Annotated in this window: 23 protein-coding genes; 20 read left to right on the plus strand and 3 right to left on the minus strand. The window is 38.5% G+C overall.

What is annotated here, in order from left to right; translation table 11 throughout:
- Positions 1 to 5 precede the first annotated feature (5 nt).
- The 11 genes from BW961_RS09440 (at position 6) to BW961_RS09495 (ending at position 7,383) form a co-directional block, all read left to right on the plus strand.
- Positions 6 to 2,087 carry a DUF5054 domain-containing protein gene (locus BW961_RS09440; protein ID WP_068585494.1) on the plus strand — a complete coding sequence of 694 codons (2,082 nt, stop codon included), beginning with the start codon at positions 6 to 8 and terminating at the stop codon, positions 2,085 to 2,087.
- Positions 2,088 to 2,418: 331 nt separating this feature from the next.
- Positions 2,419 to 2,910, plus strand: a complete 492-nt coding sequence (locus tag BW961_RS09445) for a hypothetical protein (RefSeq protein WP_156510131.1) — start codon at positions 2,419 to 2,421, stop codon at positions 2,908 to 2,910.
- 71 nt (positions 2,911 to 2,981) lie between these two features.
- Entirely contained in the window at positions 2,982 to 3,302 is a 321-nt protein-coding gene (locus BW961_RS09450) for a hypothetical protein (RefSeq protein WP_068585488.1), read from the plus strand.
- A gap of 59 nt (positions 3,303 to 3,361) precedes the next feature.
- The gene (locus BW961_RS09455) at positions 3,362 to 3,745 is read left to right on the plus strand and encodes a hypothetical protein (RefSeq protein WP_068585485.1); all 384 of its coding nucleotides are present in this window, start codon (positions 3,362 to 3,364) and stop codon (positions 3,743 to 3,745) included.
- Positions 3,746 to 3,789: 44 nt separating this feature from the next.
- On the plus strand, positions 3,790 to 3,987 hold the full coding sequence (locus BW961_RS09460; protein WP_076576758.1) for a hypothetical protein: 198 nt from the start codon (positions 3,790 to 3,792) through the stop codon (positions 3,985 to 3,987).
- Entirely contained in the window at positions 3,984 to 4,454 is a 471-nt protein-coding gene (locus BW961_RS09465; RefSeq protein WP_076576761.1) for a hypothetical protein, read from the plus strand. Before BW961_RS09460 ends, BW961_RS09465 begins: the two co-directional genes overlap by 4 nt.
- 375 nt (positions 4,455 to 4,829) lie before the next feature.
- On the plus strand, positions 4,830 to 5,156 hold the full coding sequence (locus BW961_RS09470; protein WP_068585480.1) for a hypothetical protein: 327 nt from the start codon (positions 4,830 to 4,832) through the stop codon (positions 5,154 to 5,156).
- 65 nt (positions 5,157 to 5,221) lie between these two features.
- The gene (locus tag BW961_RS09475; RefSeq protein WP_068585477.1) at positions 5,222 to 5,764 is read left to right on the plus strand and encodes a DUF2004 domain-containing protein; all 543 of its coding nucleotides are present in this window, start codon (positions 5,222 to 5,224) and stop codon (positions 5,762 to 5,764) included.
- A gap of 59 nt (positions 5,765 to 5,823) precedes the next feature.
- Entirely contained in the window at positions 5,824 to 6,195 is a 372-nt protein-coding gene (locus BW961_RS09480; protein ID WP_068585475.1) for a hypothetical protein, read from the plus strand.
- A gap of 76 nt (positions 6,196 to 6,271) precedes the next feature.
- A complete protein-coding gene (locus tag BW961_RS31875) occupies positions 6,272 to 7,039 on the plus strand; it encodes a DUF5713 family protein (RefSeq protein WP_169810288.1) in 768 nt (255 codons plus the stop codon).
- Between the two features lie 5 nt (positions 7,040 to 7,044).
- Positions 7,045 to 7,383: a hypothetical protein gene (locus tag BW961_RS09495; RefSeq protein WP_139331582.1), complete on the plus strand. Its 339-nt coding sequence runs from the start codon at positions 7,045 to 7,047 to the stop codon at positions 7,381 to 7,383.
- Positions 7,384 to 7,386: 3 nt separating this feature from the next.
- Here BW961_RS09495 and BW961_RS09500 read toward each other — a convergent pair whose 3' ends face one another.
- Positions 7,387 to 8,409 carry a leucine-rich repeat domain-containing protein gene (locus BW961_RS09500; protein WP_068585468.1) on the minus strand — a complete coding sequence of 341 codons (1,023 nt, stop codon included), beginning with the start codon at positions 8,407 to 8,409 and terminating at the stop codon, positions 7,387 to 7,389.
- A 120-nt stretch (positions 8,410 to 8,529) separates the two neighbouring features.
- Between BW961_RS09500 and BW961_RS09505 the strand changes: the two genes are divergently transcribed.
- From BW961_RS09505 to BW961_RS09515, 4 genes are all read left to right on the plus strand, one after another.
- Positions 8,530 to 9,297, plus strand: coding sequence for an Imm51 family immunity protein (locus BW961_RS09505; RefSeq protein WP_076576764.1), 768 nt, complete (start codon positions 8,530 to 8,532; stop codon positions 9,295 to 9,297).
- Between the two features lie 37 nt (positions 9,298 to 9,334).
- Positions 9,335 to 9,739 (plus strand): hypothetical protein, encoded by a 405-nt coding sequence (locus BW961_RS09510; RefSeq protein ID WP_139331583.1) that lies wholly within the window; start codon positions 9,335 to 9,337, stop codon positions 9,737 to 9,739.
- Positions 9,740 to 10,322: 583 nt separating this feature from the next.
- The gene (locus tag BW961_RS29490) at positions 10,323 to 10,535 is read left to right on the plus strand and encodes a hypothetical protein (protein WP_082867478.1); all 213 of its coding nucleotides are present in this window, start codon (positions 10,323 to 10,325) and stop codon (positions 10,533 to 10,535) included.
- Positions 10,448 to 11,140 carry a hypothetical protein gene (locus BW961_RS09515; RefSeq protein ID WP_156510130.1) on the plus strand — a complete coding sequence of 231 codons (693 nt, stop codon included), beginning with the start codon at positions 10,448 to 10,450 and terminating at the stop codon, positions 11,138 to 11,140. The genes BW961_RS29490 and BW961_RS09515 overlap by 88 nt, the downstream gene beginning before the upstream one ends.
- A gap of 457 nt (positions 11,141 to 11,597) precedes the next feature.
- Here BW961_RS09515 and BW961_RS09520 read toward each other — a convergent pair whose 3' ends face one another.
- On the minus strand, positions 11,598 to 11,906 hold the full coding sequence (locus tag BW961_RS09520; RefSeq protein WP_068585464.1) for a DUF7677 family protein: 309 nt from the start codon (positions 11,904 to 11,906) through the stop codon (positions 11,598 to 11,600).
- Positions 11,907 to 12,076: 170 nt separating this feature from the next.
- Positions 12,077 to 13,198: an ankyrin repeat domain-containing protein gene (locus BW961_RS09525; RefSeq protein ID WP_068585461.1), complete on the minus strand. Its 1,122-nt coding sequence runs from the start codon at positions 13,196 to 13,198 to the stop codon at positions 12,077 to 12,079.
- A gap of 552 nt (positions 13,199 to 13,750) precedes the next feature.
- Between BW961_RS09525 and BW961_RS30415 the strand changes: the two genes are divergently transcribed.
- The 5 genes from BW961_RS30415 to BW961_RS09555 all read left to right on the plus strand — a co-directional run bounded on the left by BW961_RS30415 (position 13,751) and on the right by BW961_RS09555 (position 18,934).
- Complete coding sequence (locus BW961_RS30415; RefSeq protein WP_156510129.1) at positions 13,751 to 13,927, plus strand: hypothetical protein; 177 nt, start codon at positions 13,751 to 13,753, stop codon at positions 13,925 to 13,927.
- Positions 13,928 to 14,746: 819 nt separating this feature from the next.
- Positions 14,747 to 16,306, plus strand: a complete 1,560-nt coding sequence (locus tag BW961_RS09535; RefSeq protein WP_068585454.1) for a hypothetical protein — start codon at positions 14,747 to 14,749, stop codon at positions 16,304 to 16,306.
- A 248-nt stretch (positions 16,307 to 16,554) separates the two neighbouring features.
- Positions 16,555 to 17,604 (plus strand): hypothetical protein, encoded by a 1,050-nt coding sequence (locus tag BW961_RS09545; protein WP_068585448.1) that lies wholly within the window; start codon positions 16,555 to 16,557, stop codon positions 17,602 to 17,604.
- A gap of 71 nt (positions 17,605 to 17,675) precedes the next feature.
- Positions 17,676 to 18,164, plus strand: a complete 489-nt coding sequence (locus BW961_RS09550) for a HEAT repeat domain-containing protein (protein WP_068585445.1) — start codon at positions 17,676 to 17,678, stop codon at positions 18,162 to 18,164.
- A gap of 428 nt (positions 18,165 to 18,592) precedes the next feature.
- The gene (locus tag BW961_RS09555; RefSeq protein WP_068585442.1) at positions 18,593 to 18,934 is read left to right on the plus strand and encodes a hypothetical protein; all 342 of its coding nucleotides are present in this window, start codon (positions 18,593 to 18,595) and stop codon (positions 18,932 to 18,934) included.
- Positions 18,935 to 19,003 lie beyond the last annotated feature (69 nt).

Here is a 19,003-nt window from a genome sequence, read left to right on the forward strand (position 1 = left end):
AATTTATGACTACAGTAAAAAAAGTACACGTTATTTTCAAGACCCATCTGGATATGGGATTCACGGATCTAGCTGCTAATGTGGTTGATAAGTATATGAAATTGTTTATTCCGCAAGCCTTGTCGTTGGCTGAACGAATGGAGAGAGAAGACGGACAGTCGAAATTTATTTGGACCGTTGGGTCTTGGTTGATCGAGGAATATTTGCAAACCGCTTCGGAAGAGCAGAGGAATGAGATGGAGCAGGCGATTAGAAGAGGCGAAATTGCTTGGCACGGTCTTCCTTTTACAACCCATACGGAATTGATGGATCAAACACTGCTTGAATATGGCGTGTCGATTTCTAAGAAATTGGATCAACGATACGGGAAAAAGACCATTGCTGCGAAAATGTCGGATGTCCCCGGACATTCGATCGGCATCGTACCTATATTGGCTAAATACGGAATTCGATATTTACATGTAGGCATAAATCCTTCTTGCAAACCTCCATGCGTGCCGAAAGCGTTTGTTTGGAGGGCGAGCGGCGGATCCGAACTGATCGTGAACTATGCGGATGATTATGGTCAAGCCTTGAAAGTGGAAGGACTTGAAGATGTGCTCTATTTTGCCCACACAGGTGATAATATGGGTCCACCGTCTATTGAAGAAATAGAGGGGATTTACAGGCAATTGCAATCTGAATACCCGGATGCTGAAATTGTCGCGTCGACACTGGATGCATTTGCTGAAAAATTGCTTCAATGTAAGGATGTCCTACCGGTTGTCACTGAGGAAATTGGTGATACGTGGATCCAAGGTACGGCTTCCGATCCGTTGAAAGTGGCTCGATTCCGCGAATTGCTAAGACTAAGGGATAAATGGGTAAGTACGGGATCACTAGATCCAGAGAGCGAAAGTTACGGTAAGTTTTGCAATCGACTCTTGTTAATACCTGAACATACCTGGGGGCTAGATGAGAAAAAATATTTGTCGGATAACGTAAATTACGCTGCAACAGATTTCAAAGCGGCGAGATTGAAGGATCACATTAAGAATGAAGAATTGCAAGGTCCGTATTATGAATTTAATCAATTTGCACGAATGGATCGCAGCTATCGGCATTTTGAAAGTTCGTGGGAGGAACAGCGCGCATATCTGGAACAGGCAGTGTCAGCGCTTAGTTTGGAGTTACAAATCGAAGCAAAGAAAGCATTAGACAGTCTGAATCCTGTCGGTATGAATGATTGGAATGACGGTGAAGACATTGAAAATATTGAAATGAACCGCGTCTATACGTTCGGCAAATTTCATGTTAGTTTCGCTTCTGACGGTTCAATCGATCGATTGGTTGATACAAATGGAAAAGTATGGGCAGACGAAGATAACAGGTTGGCTGTCTACCGATATGAAACGTTTGGGAAAGAAAACTACGACCGCTATTTTAAGGAATATACGATTAACCTGAAACAGCATTTCGAATGGGCGATTCCAGATCACGCCAAGCCAGGAATTGAATTTGCCATTCCTGTACCGGAAAATAAGCAGTACCGTCCAATTCTAAGAAGACTTCAGTTGGAAAAACGAGAGGGCACCGACAAAGTATATGCGCATCTAGAGATGCCAACCGATTCTAGTCAGTATTACGGCGCACCCCATAAGCTCGTGATCATATACACGTTCCATCATAGTGATTATGACATCGATGTGGAGCTGAACTGGATGGATAAACCCGCGTGCCGTTTGCCTGAAGCTAGCTGGTTCTCGTTTGTACCTAGCGTTGACAATCCGAATAAATGGACGATGGATAAACTAGGTTCACAGATTTCGCCATTAACGGTAGTAAAAAACGGCAATCGAAATATGCACGCTGTAAATTCGGAACTTTATTATGAAGGTGCAGATGGGAACCTGATCATCGAGACGTTGGATGCTCCAATCGTATGTCCGGGTGAAACTAGATTGCTTCAATTCAACAATACGTTCGCTCCGCTAGAAGGTGGATTTCATTTTAATTTGCATAACAACGTATGGGGGACGAATTTTCGCATGTGGTTTGAGGAAGATATGAAATTTCGCTTCCGTATACGGTTGAGGTCTAATCGTTAATCGATGCGACGAGTACACGAAGGAACGTGGACTAACCAATGGCAAAATCTCAGTAAAAAGCATCTAATTGCATTCGTTGCAGAAAGATCGAGACTTGAAGGCAGAGTCGTATCAATGCCGAAACTTTAATTGCTCTCTGGATTTCCGAAGGGCAATTAAAAACTTGCTAGTCTTGCGGCGGCGTATGATTTGCCAGTCGTTCCACATGTCGGAGATATAGGAGAAATACGCACTATTAATTAATATTTTGGATGTGGAGGGAAATGTTATAGCTTCCTATTTTAATATTTCAATGCCTGTTATGGATTTTCTTACGGAGAGCCATCAAGCAATGCTGCGTCACGGAGTTAAACTATATGCCGAAATATTTGGTAACGCACAGGGTGAATGTCAATATTCATCTTTTGAAAGTGGAGAAATCGATTTGTTCGCCAGTTATTTTAATGATACTGGATATAACTCTTTTTTCTTTTCCAGCTACCCCATAGAAGATATAACTCAAATCAAACAATTTGGCTATTTTTACGATACACCAAGTTCCTATTCTATTGAAGTTAATGGCGGCAGAGAAACCGATAAAAGCCGAGAACTTATACAAATGCGAATGATAGCAAAGAATCCTGACAAACAGATACAATCTTTTTATCGAACACTTCAAAGGAACTTAAAGAAAATTTCAGGCTTGCAAAAACATACCCAAAAGAATTATTTTCACTTGCCAACCGATAAAATTATCATTCCTGCTAATCCACATTCGCAGAACACAAGAGATCATTGGGAAGACTTTTATCTTTCAAAACTTGAGAGTGCTGAAAAACTCTGAAAGTAATCAAAAAGTCCAGATTTGATATGGGGAATATTTTTTGAAAATACATGCTCTGTAGGAGAGAACGAATGTCAAATATAAAAGAAGAATTGATTGAACAGATGATAAACTTGGCGTCTTGTAGGACTTCTCCAGAAGAATGGAGCACTTGGCGGAATAATCATAACAAGCAGTTGGAGTCATTTTTAAATCGTGGAGAATATCTGAGGCTTAGACCTTGTGTGCATGGGTTCCGATGGTTACCTATTGTGCGCAGTCAACAAGGAGCCATTAAATATTTAGATGACGGCAACATCCTTTATGTAAAAGAAAATAGTTATCAGGAAAACTATGAGAATGAACTGGAAGAATTCATTAAAGCAAACAGAGAAATGAAGAAACAGCGGTAATAAAAATAAAAGCTGAATTTCCTGAAATTTTTAATCGATATCCTAAGTTTTCAAATTCTTTGCAATATACTTTTGATGGAAGTGATTTCATTCACGTAGGAGTAAATTATGATAAAGTCGTACAATTTGAAACCACCTCTGGTACAAAAATGCCTGAGGAGATTGCGAATTTCTTTCAAACGATGTCAGCAATCTCTTTAGACGGTATTAGAATTGAATTTGAAAATATATATTCTCTTGAGCTGTTGGGTAAAAATTATTATGTTCTTGGTGAGTTTTGGAAAGAAGCTGACGGGGACTTGGTTTTATGGGATCCTTCTGAATCTAATGATCCAACAAAAATATATTATTACGCCCATGAACAAAACAAAATAAAGCTTCTAACAAAAAGTTTCAAGGATTTAATTGAGAAAGAGTTTGCGTTATACAACAAGAACTTGTGAAGTGCTATTCGATTTGACTCTTGGGGCCCGAGAGCAATTCAAGGGTGTCTCCTATTGCAGAGATTTTGCAAACCAGCTATGTCATCTCTATGGATGGTTCCGGCAATCCAATTATAATCAACGATGTAAGAAATGATTTCATTTGTTACCACGATAACGGCGAGAGCGAGTTATTAGCGGATTCAATCGAGACGCTGATCGAGGACCATTTTTATGAATGGCGAAAGGAAGATTTCATGTGAATATTAGTATTGCGGACCATTGGAATCTTGAAAAGAATGAATTGCCCGGCATGAATTGCATCGTCTTTCCTAATGGCACGATAACAATTTTAAATTGTTATAGCATATATGACCCCAACACAAAAGTAAGAGAATTTTTTTGCTCTCCCTTGTGTGACACAACCATTGAAAGCATAGCAAAATATAATGATGACTATTGGACGATCGTTGATGAATGGGTCAGTATTGATTATCAAGATGGGAAAATCCATGGTGGTGACGGTCAAATGGGAAATGAAGGATTTATTACTTGTACGGATGCTGAAGAGCGATTGGTATGGGGAATATTTTTTGAAAATTCAAACCCTATAAAAAACTTAGAAATTAAAGATAATATCCTAATCGCCATTAATGAACAACATGAATTACAAATTGAAATCAACTTAGAAAACCTTACCCAAATTAAAATGACTTGCATAAAATCCTAATACCACGATATAAGCAATTTCTAACTTTTTGGGAGGGTATTCATAACCTCTCTTTTTTTCGTACATCCATTCTTGACTTTTGAAATCAAAAGTGAAGAATGGATGTGCCAGGCAAGCCATTAGAAAGCTAAAGAAATAATAAAGATAGCCCGATAGTATTGTAGTGAACACATGGACTATCCCCTCAATGTTCCTGTTATGAAATATTCTATTTTAGACGGACACATCCTAGACATATCGACTGTTTAAAAAGAAAAGGCTCAAGGTGTAGGAAGCGTAACTGCAAACTTCGATGCCAAGTCAAAAGAGGTTTTAATTGAGGAACTTGTTCCTAGCTCAGCTGTATAAAAATGACTATATTTGAGGTGTGGATTTATGAGGAAAGAGGACGCGCTCAATGTAATTTACAACTATATTCTTGGTGAGGACTCCATTTTAGTATCATTAAGAATGGGTGATGGGTTAAATGAACTGCATTACAGTCAGTTAATAGAAGCAATGAAGTTGTTAACCAATGAATATAAAGATAAATTGGAAGTTCCTAAAAAACTTGCTTTGTGTTTTGTCGATATAAGTAATTTCTTTTATTTTAACGAGGGCATATACTCCTCGGAAGTACAAGATAGACTAGAAAATGCAGTTCATGAAATATCTCAAGTAGCTAATGAATTATTTGAATCGAATATGGATAATCAACAATAGACTAAAGTGCATGTTTTATAACCTATGTAAACAAGCTACTATAAGATTAAAGGAGCAACAAAATAATGAAACAAATACCAAGCACGAAATTTCCTGAAATAGCGTACATACCCGGCGAATCTATTTGGATAGATAACTTAATTCCTGATAACAAGATCCAGGTTTATTTGAGTGTGTCGGAAAAAATTACACAAAATGAGATCGATATCGATCATGTTTCCCATGCACTAGATCACATGGATGAGTTGGTAAACAAGGCTCGGGCGCATCTAAGGGATATTATTCAAAATACAAAAGACCCTAGTTATAAGTTGCTTCATGATTTCTTTGATTTTCATCGATTAGAAATGGATGATGAAAGCTTAAAAGTCATGTTTGGGATGGAGCAACCTAGAACTATAAGTGAGTTAGAGATGGTTAACCTACTTATGCTAAAAAGCTTGGGAAGCAGCTTGGGCGAAGGTTGGTTGGGAAGAGAATTTGAAAAAGAGCTAAAAAAACAGATATTCATCATGGATTTTACTTTTGACCCAGAGTATACGGATCAGTTGATCGTTGTTTATTTGGATGCGAACTATAACATATTGACGATTAGCCATGAAAGTTAAGATCAAGAATTTAGGAGCCTAAAAAATCTTTTGTGCGTTTTGGAAGAAGGTTTAGCGTTATGAAAAAAATATTAAGGATAGTTTTGCTGGAAGATGATTTATTCAAAAACCTTGTTTGTAAGATGGAAAAAGTTTTCGGCATTAGATTGCCATACGAAAATAAAAAAGGTCGATTTATTTCTGAAGGTGACACAGCTACTTATAAAGTCATACTTGTTGATCGAATAGACGACCTTAGTGATATGTTGTGCGATGAACATCACACTTTAGATATACATATCGATATGGATAAATCCTTCAACTATGAAAAGTATGAAGAAGATGTTGTGAAAAAATTGGAAAATGGTAAAATCAGATGGAAATATGGTATTTGGACTAAAATGACAGACGCTGAGGAATATCGTAAAATATATCCTGTGAAACGAGTATGAACAAGATTGTGATATGACTCAAAATTGTTCGACTTGGATAATAGTTAAGATCTTACAAACGAAAAGAGGCAGAGAAATGGAAAAAGACACTATCGCACAACTTATTATTTGGCATCAAGAAGATGAACATGAAAAAATAGTAGATCGAATTATGGAAATTCCCCAATCAGATAGAGATTATGAGACAGTCAGTTTATTGGCAAGAGCAATGAATAACCTGGAACGTTACGATGAAGCACTTCAACAGCTTTTGGCTATTGCAAAGCTAGGTGAGAATGACCCGCTTTGGCATTTTCGTGTGGGCTACTCCTACTATTATCTTGAACAATATGAGGAAGCACTAAGAGAATTTGAAATTACAAATAAGCTCGATCCAGAAGATAGAGATACTTTGACATTAATAAATTGGAGCCGAAATAATATCGACCGAAAGAAAAAGAAACTTGATCAATCTGCCTCATTGAAAGATCTGAATGTACAAACTACGGTTAATGAAGCAAGTAAAGTTCCCTTTGGACAAGATAATGGCGGTGCGTCAATTGAATATTTAAAAGATATGTATAGGGATGGATACTTCCCTAATTTTCTTGTAGATAAAGTCAAAGCTGAACTTGTTAAAGTTGTTGAATTTTTGGAACAAGGAAATCAAGGTATTGAAGAAACTCAAGCAAAGCTTGATTTCGCCATCCAAGCAATCAATGAACTTGCAGAAGAGTTTGACGAAAATGACAGCGAAATTGAAACAGTTGCGAGAGAATCAATTGCACAAACTGTTGGAAATATTTTGGCCTTTTTCGGTATCGAAATAGATACAGAAGAAGCCATTCGTGAACGTGATTGGTAGATGCTATGAGAGAAAGTTTAAAACAGTTTCTTGCATATAATGATTCTGATGATGAGTTAGAATATTATATTCGAATGCATGCAGATTGGAATGAAGAATCATTTGTGAAAATGCGACAGCTAATTAGAAAAGTGATAGAAGACTATTCGGATGATGATTATTATCCTAAAACCTTTGTATATTATTGTATGAAAAGTGTCGAAAGAATAATTGGGATCATTTCACGTATAGAATTTTGTAATACATGGCCGGAGGGCTTTACAAAAGAAAGTTATAAAGATTTTATAACAGCGAGAATTGATCAATTAGAGTTGCTTCAAAAAGAATTTATCGGTTCGTTGTAGCAGCTACATCAATATACGAGAGAGATGAATCGAATTCATCTTTCTTTGTATTTTTTCCTTAGGCATACAATCCATTAAAATGTCCTGTTTACCTGAATCAATCCATTTTTTTCGCATGATTTCTATGCGTTTCTTGTTAAAATCAATATATTGAAAATCCAACTGTTTCAGCTTAGGCATGTCTGATAAAAAATCAAACGCTTCCGCCTTGATCTTCGTATTGATTTCCTTCAACTCTAAAATTTCCAGATTTGTTGCAGTTTTTAAGGCATCTATCTCTATCAGCGATTTCATGTTTTCCAGTTCTAATTGTTTCAAGTTATCCATAGCAGAAAAATCGCATAGCTTCTCCACTCTGGATAAAGACAAACTCAAAAACTCCAAATTCTCGAATCTACTCAAGAAGGAAACATCCTCTAGTTTTGCAATGGATGATAGCTCTAACATCTTCAAGGTTCGAACGTTGAGTATATCCAGATCACAATTCACGTTACAGTTATCGATTAGGAGATACTCTATGGGGATCTGTTTGATAAAGTTCAATTGTTCAACCGTGCACTGAAGGACTAAGCTGCTAAGATTTTTACAGTTTCCTACGGGAGACAAATCATCGAATTTGCCACTTAATTGCAAGTGTTCAAGTTTTTGGAAACTACTTATAAAATCGATTGATAGTCTTTGATCAGAATCAATTTTCAAAAACTCCATGTTTTTTAGGGCCTGAAGTTTATTTAAATCTTGCTTTTGTTTCATGCTTAGATGCAAGGCAGTTACGTTTTTCAATCCAGCTAGGATGTCTACCATTTCATCTGAAAAATCCCCTTTATTTCTGTAACTCCATATGTGCAAAATAAGATCAGGACGATGGGATAGGACCATTTCATCTATTTTTACTAAATCTGCCAATTTATCTGAATCAAAAGCAAAACTGATCGTAGCTCGTCGCCTTAGTTTTTCAACAGCTGTTTTCATTTTTTTAGGCGTCCAAGGCACACCATGCATAGCATGTATCCACACTTCACTCATAAGATTACCCCTCGCTTCATTTCTCATATAATTGCAATTGATTGAACTTCATAGATCATATGGGTTATTCTAATATATGGCAATCATTTTTTGATTAAAGTAAGAGGAGAGGATACAAAGATGGATAAGGATTTATTGAAACAGCTCACTCTTTGGCATAACAAGAGCCAGCATGCGAAAATCATTAACAAAATTATGGATATACCCGAGGTAGACAGAGACTATGACTTAGTTTGCCTTTTGGCAAGAGCATTGAATAATCAAGAAAATTATAATGAAGCTATCCAATATTTTTTATCTGTGCAAGAGCAAGGAGAGCACGACTCTCTTTGGCATTTCCGAATAGGATATGCTTATTATTACCTTAAACAGTATAAGGAAGCGATCGTTGCTTTTGAACAAGCTGTAGCACTAGATCCTGAAGATTCACATGGCAGGACGTTTTTAGAAATGAGCCGCAACGCCGCTGCTAGAGCAGGAAATGAAACCATCCATATAGTAAATGTTGAAAAGGGGATGAGGATTGGGACTGACCCCCGTTTGTTAGAAGTTGAAGAAAAAATAAACCCATTTGGGCTAGTTGCGCACAATGATGGAAGCATATCAATGATTTTAGATGTTGGTAAATATAAGCATGAAATTTTTCAAACACGAGCCGAAGAAGGATGTGAAGGCAATGGCTATGATTGGGGTTCATTAGCAGCCGTATTTCTTGAAGAAAAAATGCCTCACTTAGTTGATATCATACGATTTGACCCAGAAGCCGATACGTTCTGCGTTTATACAGACAATAAAGAAGCCATACTTAGTTTTGCAATCGCCTTTAAGGAAGCATGTGAAGATGATTCATTAATGAAAGACCTATTTTCACGAGCTGTAATAGACTAAGGAACTATTTTGCTTAATCTCTGTAAAAGCTAAAATTGTGATGCAAATTGCAGTTCACTCATTTCTAAAAGAAACAAAACTATCAGAGGAAGAATTGAAGCAAACCCTAACATACTTGAACAAAAAAATAGATATTATTGGCACAGATAATGTTGAATTACGAAACCCTTTAAATCTTGACGAATCCGTTTTTTACTTTAGAGATAGGGAAACTCCCTTAACTGGACAAGAAATGATTACAGGGGATTATTTGATTTTTGATTCTACTGGTCACAATGAGGATATGTTCATTAAACAATATAATTCTATTAATGAGCTAGAAGAAGAGATTACTGCTGGAGGGAGGATAACCAATCCATTTACAACATTTCAAATTGCCATTGTTTTGGGGAAAGTTCGTCACTTCAATATCACATTTACAAATGGAGACGAGTTAATCTAATTTCTTCGTAAATTCATAACTATACATAAACTATTTTCCATTTATGTCGTATTGTTGGTTTTTTCGAAGATTTCAAAACATACGTAAAGGGCGTCTTAAGCCCATTTTACGTATGCCCGCTATATTCAATAGTAGGTTCTTCGATGATAGTTTTTGAGAAATTGTATGAAAGCTTTCATTTACATACGTTCATGGCTAACCATCTTCTCTTTACGAAATAATTGATAAATACAACTGTAAGGTGTTAAAAAAAACTCCTCCAAGTTTAGGGAGAATGAGATTTACATTCTGCAGAATGAAGACTATAGCACCGTTGGGTGGATGCGTCACAGTCATTTTTGGGATGATACACCTGTTACAATCCTATGTAGAAATCTCTCAGCTAATGAAAATATGGAAATATACCGATAAGAAGTAGTAGCTTTACAGTAGCATATAACTTTCTAGAGGTGATGAGCGTATGGGAACATGGAGTGCTGAGGTTTTTGGTAATAATTTCATCCACATATTTCCCAAAAGTGACGCATTTGCTTCCGAAGTCGATCGGTTGTCGCAACAATGAATCCGAGAGCAGGTGGATAGCATGCTGGATTTGGCCAGTCATGTATGGAGCAAATTGGATGGTCCTTTCGGCTCTGCCGAGAATGTACCGCAGTTGATCAAGCAGTTGCAGAAGCAGTATGAGGAAGCTGTAAAAGATGAATTATATTGGGAGCAGTTGTTTCATCAAAACACCATTATTCAAGCACACTGGCCGAGATCGCCCGTCGATCGCAGAGTCTGGAGGTCAAGCTAGATATTTTCGTGACTTGTGGCCTGTTCGAAGCCAATCGGAGCGAAAGCAGCGGAGCCGGCTATGAGCTGCCGGTTGAGCTACAGCCGCTAATGGATCGAGCCGGTATGGTTGTGTGTATGGATATCTACAACAGCTATGTGACCGCTATCGCAGAACTGGCCGGTTATAGCTCAGATGTGATGTGTTTTGCGGCTGAAGTCGGCAAAGACAACGGAGAGAAAAGGTACGTCATCGCGGCCGATGCAGCGTACCGAGGTTGGAGGGGAGCGGCTGAAGTTCTAATCACGTTCAGTGAAGGCGACGAATATGTGGTCTCTTGTCTGTCCTGCGGCGAAGATATCTATATTTGGCCTTCCCCTGAAGACGACAAGCTACTGGCTTATCGGAGCGATCCTGTATTTCATGCTGAGCAGGAATCTATCTCCATTACGCCGTCCCAGGCGATCAGGGACAACGAATTGGTCGTATTGCAGCAGCTTTGCTCCGACATAGGAGAAAGCAGGCTCATGCGCCACATCCCGTATTTGGCCGGGCAAGTGAGCTGCCCTTCCTGTGGTGCTTCGTGTCAGATCTGGCCCGGATTGACGAACATGTACGAGTCTTAGCATTTTCCCGTAGGTCTATAGATTGATTCAGAACTTTCTTTATCGAATGGAATTTGTAACTCTTCATGCATTTATATAATACGATATTGATCATGAAGCCATGAAGAGACCCGATTCTCGTATTAAGTTAATCGGGTTTCTTTCATCTATGTGGTTATTTTTGTTTGAGAAACTTTACTGCATTTTCTAATCTTAATACAGGTACATCAATTTCAAAACACATTCGTAAGGTAGTATTAATTGAAGAATACGAGATGTGCTTTGGGTTGTTATGCTCTTTGATTTTTATATGGAAGAAGAGTACATGACTCAGGTTCTACAACTATTGGACGATATCAAACATGAAGGATATTATGTTGAAATGGCTGTAATATGGGAAATTGTTGTAAGAAGAAAATAAAGTTTTAGACTGCCGCTTATTATTGAGCTATAGTTCTTCGTTAGAGCTTAATGTTGTCTAATAAAGATCAATTTCCCAGTCTTCAAATTCTGGTTCAACCTTATAACTACTGTCAACATAACTTCTAATATACTGTGCTGCTCTCATTTCTGCATATTTGGCATTACAAACTATCCCTACTTCATCCATCTCGATTACATTTGCAAATATGGCATATGCTTGTTCTAGTGCACTTGGTTCTTCAAAAATACAAGAATAATCAATACCCTCAAGAAGTGGTAATCCCACTGTACCGTTTGCTATCCAATATGAAAATGTTCTAAGTGCTCCACTAAAGGAATTACTTAACTTTTGTATAGTCGCCACCTCCAAATAGTAAAAGGTATCTGTAAAATTGACCTTTTAATATTAACTATTCTATTCATCATTTGCATTATCCTGCCAGATAGATTAATGCCCATTCCCAGTCTAATACTATATTAATGGCGGTGTTAATCAACGGCGTGCAAGCCGTTGTTATGTAGATTATGCTTATACTATTCACCGTAATCGCCATTCAGAATCTTTTCCATATGAACGGCAGGCTCTTTTATAAAGTCCTCAAAACTGCACATATTGCCAAGTTCCTGATGTTCCATATCATAATAAGCGATTTTTTTCGATTTTGGATTCCAAACAAGCGATATGTGGTCATAATCACCTGTAATCTTGGAGATGCGCAACAGCTTTTGTCTTTCAAATTTCATTGGAACAGTTTCAATCAATGAAAAGAAATCAATAAAACCAAAGTCACAGTCCTGCAATTCAATATGCAACTGCTCTCCTTGTAAAAAATCAAACAGGGATTGTGGAAGTTTATATGGTTTCAATTCATCCATTTTGTTTTGAATGCTATGAAATTCCACTGGTTCTAATGCTTTAAAATATTCCGCCATTTCCAAATCGTCTTTTTCAACTGCAATGCTGTAGGGTCGCATACCGTCTTTTTCGGCTATAGTAACATCTGCACCATGTTCTACAAGATATCTTACCATGTGCATATCCATATATCTCGCAGCAACACAAAGCGGTGTTGGTTTATACGGAAACACTTGGTCAGGTTTGTTATAATTGATGTCGACACCATGGGAGATAAAAAAGTCAAGCACTTTATAGCTTCGTGTTTTTGGATCGCTTGGTACTACTCCGCTTTGTAAAGACTGATGACCCCATACAGCCGACCGGAAAGCCTCTCCACCATATTTTTCGACCTTATGACCGAGTTCATGAATAAGTTCAAGATGTTCAAATTTCTTGCCGATTAACGCCTGTTTAAAAGCATCTGACTTAACATTGTTCAGCAAATCTGTTTTCGCACCGTTCGCAACAAGAAAACGAATTGTTTTTTCATTGCAATACCGAACTGCGATTAAAAAACTGGGGTTGTCTTTAATATTTAGGTTTGCACCATGCTCAGCCAACCATTTAACGGATTCTAAGCTTTCCATAATTAAAGCAACATCAAGTGGTGTTAAATCGATAGATGAACCAATCTTAATTTCTTTATCAATATTATTCTTTTTGAAATATTCTTCAAGTGCAGAAAGGTTTCCATCAATTATATCGGTTACGATTTGCGGTACTTTTTTGAAATCGCCTATGTCTTTTATTTTTATCATTAATTATTCCTCCGGCATAATATAAATTTTCTACGCTTTAACCTTTCTTGAAAAAGCGACTAAAAAACCTTTAGGCTGTTCAAAAAACTGTTTTTGCATAGTTCCTGCGAACGTCCCTTGTACCTTCATAGCTATCCACCTCCTAAGTTTCTTTCCTTCTTCCACCACTCGTCCTCTTCGAAACCGTAAGTCACACTGTCCCACAGTTGTTCCGGTTCTGAAGTAAGAGCTTTCTCAATTAGCATTTTGATGAATGGAAACTTTTCGTCGAGATGAGTTCATTTATTTCAATATCACGTGTATCCAAATTTACCCACTCCTTTCACAGAGAATCATACTATATCTTGAACGGAGTTGCCACTCAATTAGGTAGTAGACATGCGGGAACAGAGGAGGGGAATGTCACACCCAAATCTAAATTATTATAAATATTTACTGGTAGTATCAGTTAGACACATCTTAGAAATCTCACAGCAAATGAAAATATGGAAATATACCGATAAGAAGTAGAAGCCCTACATTAGTGTAAAACTTTCTAGAGGTGATGAGCGTATGGGAACATGGAGTGTTGAGGTTTTTGGTAACGACACTTCGTGTGAGATCAAGGAATATTTCAATGAGCAGTACAATCGGGGTTCTGAAGTTACTCAAATTGTAAGCGAGTTACAAGAAAAATTTACTTATAGCTTAAATAATACAGATGATAGAAACAATGTATTATTTGCGTAATCCTACTGCCTTTGGGAAACGAAATCCTTAGAGGATTCGCTGTTAGAGCAAGTCGCTCAGATCATTGAGAGTGGGAGTGACTTAACTGTCTGTGAACAGCTTGGGGCAAATGTACAATATATTAACAAGCGAAAAAAGTATTTACATACATTTGTCGCCAAAATTAGCGTACCCAAAAGTATAGCAAAAAAGAGGGTTAAGCCACCTACGCAAGTTGAAAGTGATTATCACAACGGCAGCTGCCTTACTTTTCAATATCCCAGTGGCTTATACGGCGGCATTATCATTATCGACTGCGCCTTTTATCGTAACCGAGGTTCAATGCGCATAGCATTCACCGATATTGAGCAGCACACTGAACCCGATTATAACGATTTTCTAGCCTCTCGCCTGACCAATTTCAGCTGGGAGGGAGTATGCGGAGAGGCAAACAAGTATGCCGCCTTTGAGGGTAAGACTGCCCGCATTTCTACCTATCCGTTGAGCTATGGTCATGCTAAAGAGCGTGTATCTTAATTTTGACTATAACGATATGTTCTTCACAATTGTGGGCGAGCTCCCTAAATACACCCAATGCCTACTATCTACAGTTGGCATTGGAGTCCAGTACAATCTTGCTTATCCTGAGTTCGCCATCTCTATGAAAAAGACATTACTATATTGGAAGCAAAATGAAGACCTATACAGTAAAAAAAGTTTCTAAGGAAACGATTACTAAACTAAATAACTTATTAGTTCTCAATAAGTAGCTGTACAGGGAGTCTGAACGTTGGCTTCAGCTTGCCAATGACCGCATTCGAACACTGAAAGGAGTAACATATGTCGATACAACCAGGTGATGTATTCGGATTCTGGAATCCGCAATTGAACGCTTATGTCGCATGTCAGATTACGCATATTGTGCCAGCAGACAAACCGGACGAAAAAGACGGCTATGCTGCATTGATGCTGCATTGGACTGGGAGGGAGCTTCTTTCCATTGATCAGCTGAAACAAGTTAAGCCGCTTGTGATCAATTTTTATTTTTGGAGTGATCATCTGGATCATCTCATTAGCGCAGGTCCAATTCCTCCAGAGTATACCTATATTGGAAATTTCGAGGTCCTTGTGGAAGAGCAGCCGAATAGTTATGGAGGCTGGAATTCTGGGAGTAAGATGTATCGTCAACTGGAGTGGGAGCGCATTTCGGAGGACAAACGACTTAACTTCAAAGCTGCCAGCAAGTCAGACAGAAGCCAACAGGTGGAAATTGCCGGAGAGATGGTGCAATTGAACACCCGATCGCTTTATATGAACCGAATTCCGGACCTAACCGACTACACGGAACTGGACCGTCTGCCTTGTTTGACATATTTGACTGTTTTTGATTGGAGCTCCGCACTAGAGAACTATGTAAGAACACATGATTTTATCTACAAGCTGGAGCTGGAACTCCAGACAGCCGTGGAACGGATTGATTTGCAGCACACACTCATCACAGAATTCACAATGAAGCCGCAAAACATCCATGAGCTGATTGTTCCTAAGGACATGGATCGAATGACGTTTGAAGGAAGTTTGCAGCATGATGTTTATATCAAGCACGAGCGGGAAGGGCGTGGTATCACGCTTCGATTGAATGGCGATGCGGTGAAGACCTATCGTTTCTTGTGGGGTCTCAAGGATTTGTCTGTGCTGGAGCTTTACTCTGCCGATGACATCGATCTGGGAGACGTCATCGATCGGTTTCCTTCGCTACAGAGCTTACGTATGTGGGGCAAACCAGGCTACATTCGTGGTATGGAGCAGCTGTACAAGCTCGAACAGCTTCAAATGTTCACGACGGTGGACATGTTTGGCTTTTCAGGCGAGCAGTTTCCACATCCACATCAGTTGCCTCAGCTACATACGTTGTGGTTGACCAGCTTGCCGGATGATGCAGCAAAGACGATCAAGCAAGCCTACAAACAAGCAGCGAAGCAAGGTCTGGATTTATCCGTTCACCAACCGCGCAAGCCGGATTGGCTAGCTGATAATCTCGATAACCCATTTCGGGCGTGGGACGGTCGAGATGGAATTACACCTGTACAAGCGAAAAAGGCTGCCTCGCTGTATAAACAGATACGCGGGCAACTACGGGAGTTTGCGGCTCAGGCGCAAACAGGTGAAATGTCCTCCAAGGACGTGCAGCTGCAGCTCGAACACACCTTTTCCACCTATATCGAAGGGTTCAATAAACTAGACAAGCGCAAGGTGTTTATTTATACCGAGGAACGAGAGGAGATTTTTGGTGCCCTAACTCCGCTTATATCCGGGCTTGTTAAGGAACTTCAGGCGATTCAGATCGAAATTGATGAACATTCGCTGTGGGAGTATACCGACCAACTCCGCGATTTTTGATACGAACAAAATTAGTTGACTTACAGATACAAATCAGGTTTGACGAATCAGCAATGGTTGGATGGTTTACAAAATCACTATAATAACCCTACTATCCAGAAATTCACTGGGGATCTGTCTATCATTAATTCAAATGGTACAAAAGGGGAATTGATAATGAAAATTGTTACACCTGCTCAAGCTTGGGAAGAAACGAAGAAATGGGCGTCTCAACAAGGGTACCCAATTAATTGAACGAGGTGAGACTAATGTTAAATACAGCTATTTGGTTGGAACAAGATTATTGTTCCAACCAAATAAAAGATGCATATTTGAAATCTAGATTTTTCAATCTTAGAATACCTTTTAGTGAACAACAGAGTGAGTATGAAGTTTGTAGATTTAAACTTATTGTTGAAGAAGTGAGGGGTGATAAACAACTATTGTTGGATTCTGCTGTGTTAGGTGAAAAAATAGCAGAAGCGGAGTATAAGAGCGTATCGTTTTCAGAAAATGATATTATATATTATTCACATGAGAATAATTTCACGGATAGTGAGGATAAAAACATTCAAACAGCTATTATCGAAGGTGTATTACGCCAAAAAAATCTTTACCAAAGAGAAAACATAGAATTGTCCGGGGAGTATCATGTAAATATTCAAGTTTTTCGAAAAGAGATATCTCAGCCAGATTTTTTATCAGTGGAAGCACCACCCATTTTAACAGACTACGAACAAAAAATTGAAACAATTACTGTGTATATACTGATTTTCAAAGACTCTATTGATTTGAAAAAAAACAGTAAACTTAGTAGTACCTCTGTTTACGGTAGCTTGGGAAACCTAGGCTTTTTTATGGTTGATCTTGATTTATTTAGTGAATTTATAAGAAGTGAGGTTGGTGATGGGGCAGTCAATCTTGTGGATTTATTTACAACAACTGATCTGGTTGATAAATGTTTTGAAGAGGGGTTATTGATAATCACTTGGGGGATAAAGCCATGGCACTATTATATTCACGCAATGAATAATTCAATTATATTCGATGAATGTATTGTCAGTGGAACTTACAAAATTAAAAATAATACCAAAAAATTATCTGTAATTCCAGGGAATGAATTGCTTACATGGCCTGAGTGTCTTGAAAAAGAATGGCCTACAATTTGTATAGAGGGTGACGGTGAAAAAATTGTTTTATCGCTATGTACTTATTCTGGCAATCTTGGAAATGAAATAATTCCTTTGTATACACTTCATAGAAGTGAAGAGCCTGTAGAAAATATTGAACCGATTATTAACTACAATTTTCTCGATTAATACCACTAGCGCTGAAATTGATCTTTATCACGCAAATTTGGGAGGAGAAATCCGTAGCAAGGAGGATAGCGATGAAAGCATATCAGAAGTTTGTCATTTATTTCTTGGATGACCCGACATGGGAGAAGCGAAAAGACGGGCCGCCGCTCGAATTGTTCGACCGCATGACGGCGGAAGAACGTCAGGCAGCGGAAGAAGAGCTTCTCAGCATCGTAAGCCTGCGTGACAACTGGCCGGTCATAGCGCTCGGCTATTTGCGATCGCACAAGGTGAAAGACATTTTGTACGAGCTTCTTCCCGGAGCCGAAGGGGAAATGAAGGTTGACATTGCGCTTGCGTTATGGCGCATCGGCCGTGATGAAGAACTCGTGGACATCGCACTTAACGCAAGCCGTACGGAGGAGAGCCCTTTTCAGCTCATCAACATGCTCTATTGTCTGGCGCAGTTTGGAGTCCCCGAAACGGAAGAACGGATCGAACAACTGCTCGATCACGAAGACGATCTCGTTTCCTACAATGCCAGGCAAGCGCTGCGCCAGCTTCGCAAGAAACGCAAATAGTATATGTTAAATGAGTCGGGAATCGATCAAACTCAAAGTATATTATTCTTTCTATAAGTGTTCAAAACGGCGGCCTATTGAGCTATACCAGCTAATAGCTTGTGAACATTTCTAGCAAAGTAATTTCGAGAATAAGAGCAGGAAGATGTCCAAAAGTATGATCGACGTCTTGAATAACTTGAAGCAACTTCAAGAGTCCTTCTCGCGTATGTTCGAATTGAAACGTCCCTTTGAATGATTTTCCACGATCTAAAAAAGCCTGTCCTTGGCTTTCTTAACGTATAGATTTATCGGTAGCCCCTGAAGTTCTTCTTGTCGCTCCATAGTGCAGTTATTGCTCAATCGCTAATAATTAGAGACATTATATGGAACTTACAAAATGGATTTACGTTTGTATTATAAAGTAAGTTGAGATAAGGAGTTTTTAGATGGTTCCTACATACGGAAAAATTGCCATTTTTCTATTTATAATAATTATTTTTATTGGAGTTAGATTTGCTATACAAATCCGAAAACATCAGGGGAAGATGAATAAAAGTGAAATAAAAGATAAAATCCAATCAATTGAAGGAACGATAGTTACTATTCAAAAAGTCCGTTCAAATCAGACTCCTTTTAATAAGCCTTCAAGGGCTAAAGATTTCGGTGATCATTATCAGATAACGTATGAATTAAATGGAACTCAACATACTGCTTGGTTTCGCGCTGACAGAGCTATTGTTCAGATACCAAAACCTCCGAACCCAGAAAAATGGATATTAACAAAATAAAAGTATGATCACTTATTAACGAAAACTAAGCTAACGGGAAAGTATGACAAGTTCTGCTATAAGCGCCAA

This window comes from Paenibacillus macquariensis, from assembly GCF_900156375.1.
GTDB classification, from domain to species: domain Bacteria; phylum Bacillota; class Bacilli; order Paenibacillales; family Paenibacillaceae; genus Paenibacillus_AQ; species Paenibacillus_AQ macquariensis.

What these genes read in the sequence shown, in the direction of transcription:
- BW961_RS09440 (WP_068585494.1), top strand. Translation starts at nt 6, where the DNA reads ATGACTACAGTAAAAAAAGTACACGTTATTTTCAAGACCCATCTGGAT.
- BW961_RS09445 (WP_156510131.1), top strand. Translation starts at nt 2,419, where the DNA reads ATGCTGCGTCACGGAGTTAAACTATATGCCGAAATATTTGGTAACGCA.
- BW961_RS09450 (WP_068585488.1), top strand. Translation starts at nt 2,982, where the DNA reads ATGTCAAATATAAAAGAAGAATTGATTGAACAGATGATAAACTTGGCG.
- BW961_RS09470 (WP_068585480.1), top strand. Translation starts at nt 4,830, where the DNA reads ATGAGGAAAGAGGACGCGCTCAATGTAATTTACAACTATATTCTTGGT.
- BW961_RS09475 (WP_068585477.1), top strand. Translation starts at nt 5,222, where the DNA reads ATGAAACAAATACCAAGCACGAAATTTCCTGAAATAGCGTACATACCC.
- BW961_RS09480 (WP_068585475.1), top strand. Translation starts at nt 5,824, where the DNA reads ATGAAAAAAATATTAAGGATAGTTTTGCTGGAAGATGATTTATTCAAA.
- BW961_RS31875 (WP_169810288.1), top strand. Translation starts at nt 6,272, where the DNA reads ATGGAAAAAGACACTATCGCACAACTTATTATTTGGCATCAAGAAGAT.
- BW961_RS09495 (WP_139331582.1), top strand. Translation starts at nt 7,045, where the DNA reads ATGAGAGAAAGTTTAAAACAGTTTCTTGCATATAATGATTCTGATGAT.
- BW961_RS09500 (WP_068585468.1), bottom strand. Translation starts at nt 8,409, where the DNA reads ATGAGTGAAGTGTGGATACATGCTATGCATGGTGTGCCTTGGACGCCT.
- BW961_RS09505 (WP_076576764.1), top strand. Translation starts at nt 8,530, where the DNA reads ATGGATAAGGATTTATTGAAACAGCTCACTCTTTGGCATAACAAGAGC.
- BW961_RS29490 (WP_082867478.1), top strand. Translation starts at nt 10,323, where the DNA reads ATGCTGGATTTGGCCAGTCATGTATGGAGCAAATTGGATGGTCCTTTC.
- BW961_RS09525 (WP_068585461.1), bottom strand. Translation starts at nt 13,198, where the DNA reads ATGATAAAAATAAAAGACATAGGCGATTTCAAAAAAGTACCGCAAATC.
- BW961_RS30415 (WP_156510129.1), top strand. Translation starts at nt 13,751, where the DNA reads ATGGGAACATGGAGTGTTGAGGTTTTTGGTAACGACACTTCGTGTGAG.
- BW961_RS09535 (WP_068585454.1), top strand. Translation starts at nt 14,747, where the DNA reads ATGTCGATACAACCAGGTGATGTATTCGGATTCTGGAATCCGCAATTG.
- BW961_RS09545 (WP_068585448.1), top strand. Translation starts at nt 16,555, where the DNA reads ATGTTAAATACAGCTATTTGGTTGGAACAAGATTATTGTTCCAACCAA.
- BW961_RS09550 (WP_068585445.1), top strand. Translation starts at nt 17,676, where the DNA reads ATGAAAGCATATCAGAAGTTTGTCATTTATTTCTTGGATGACCCGACA.
- BW961_RS09555 (WP_068585442.1), top strand. Translation starts at nt 18,593, where the DNA reads ATGGTTCCTACATACGGAAAAATTGCCATTTTTCTATTTATAATAATT.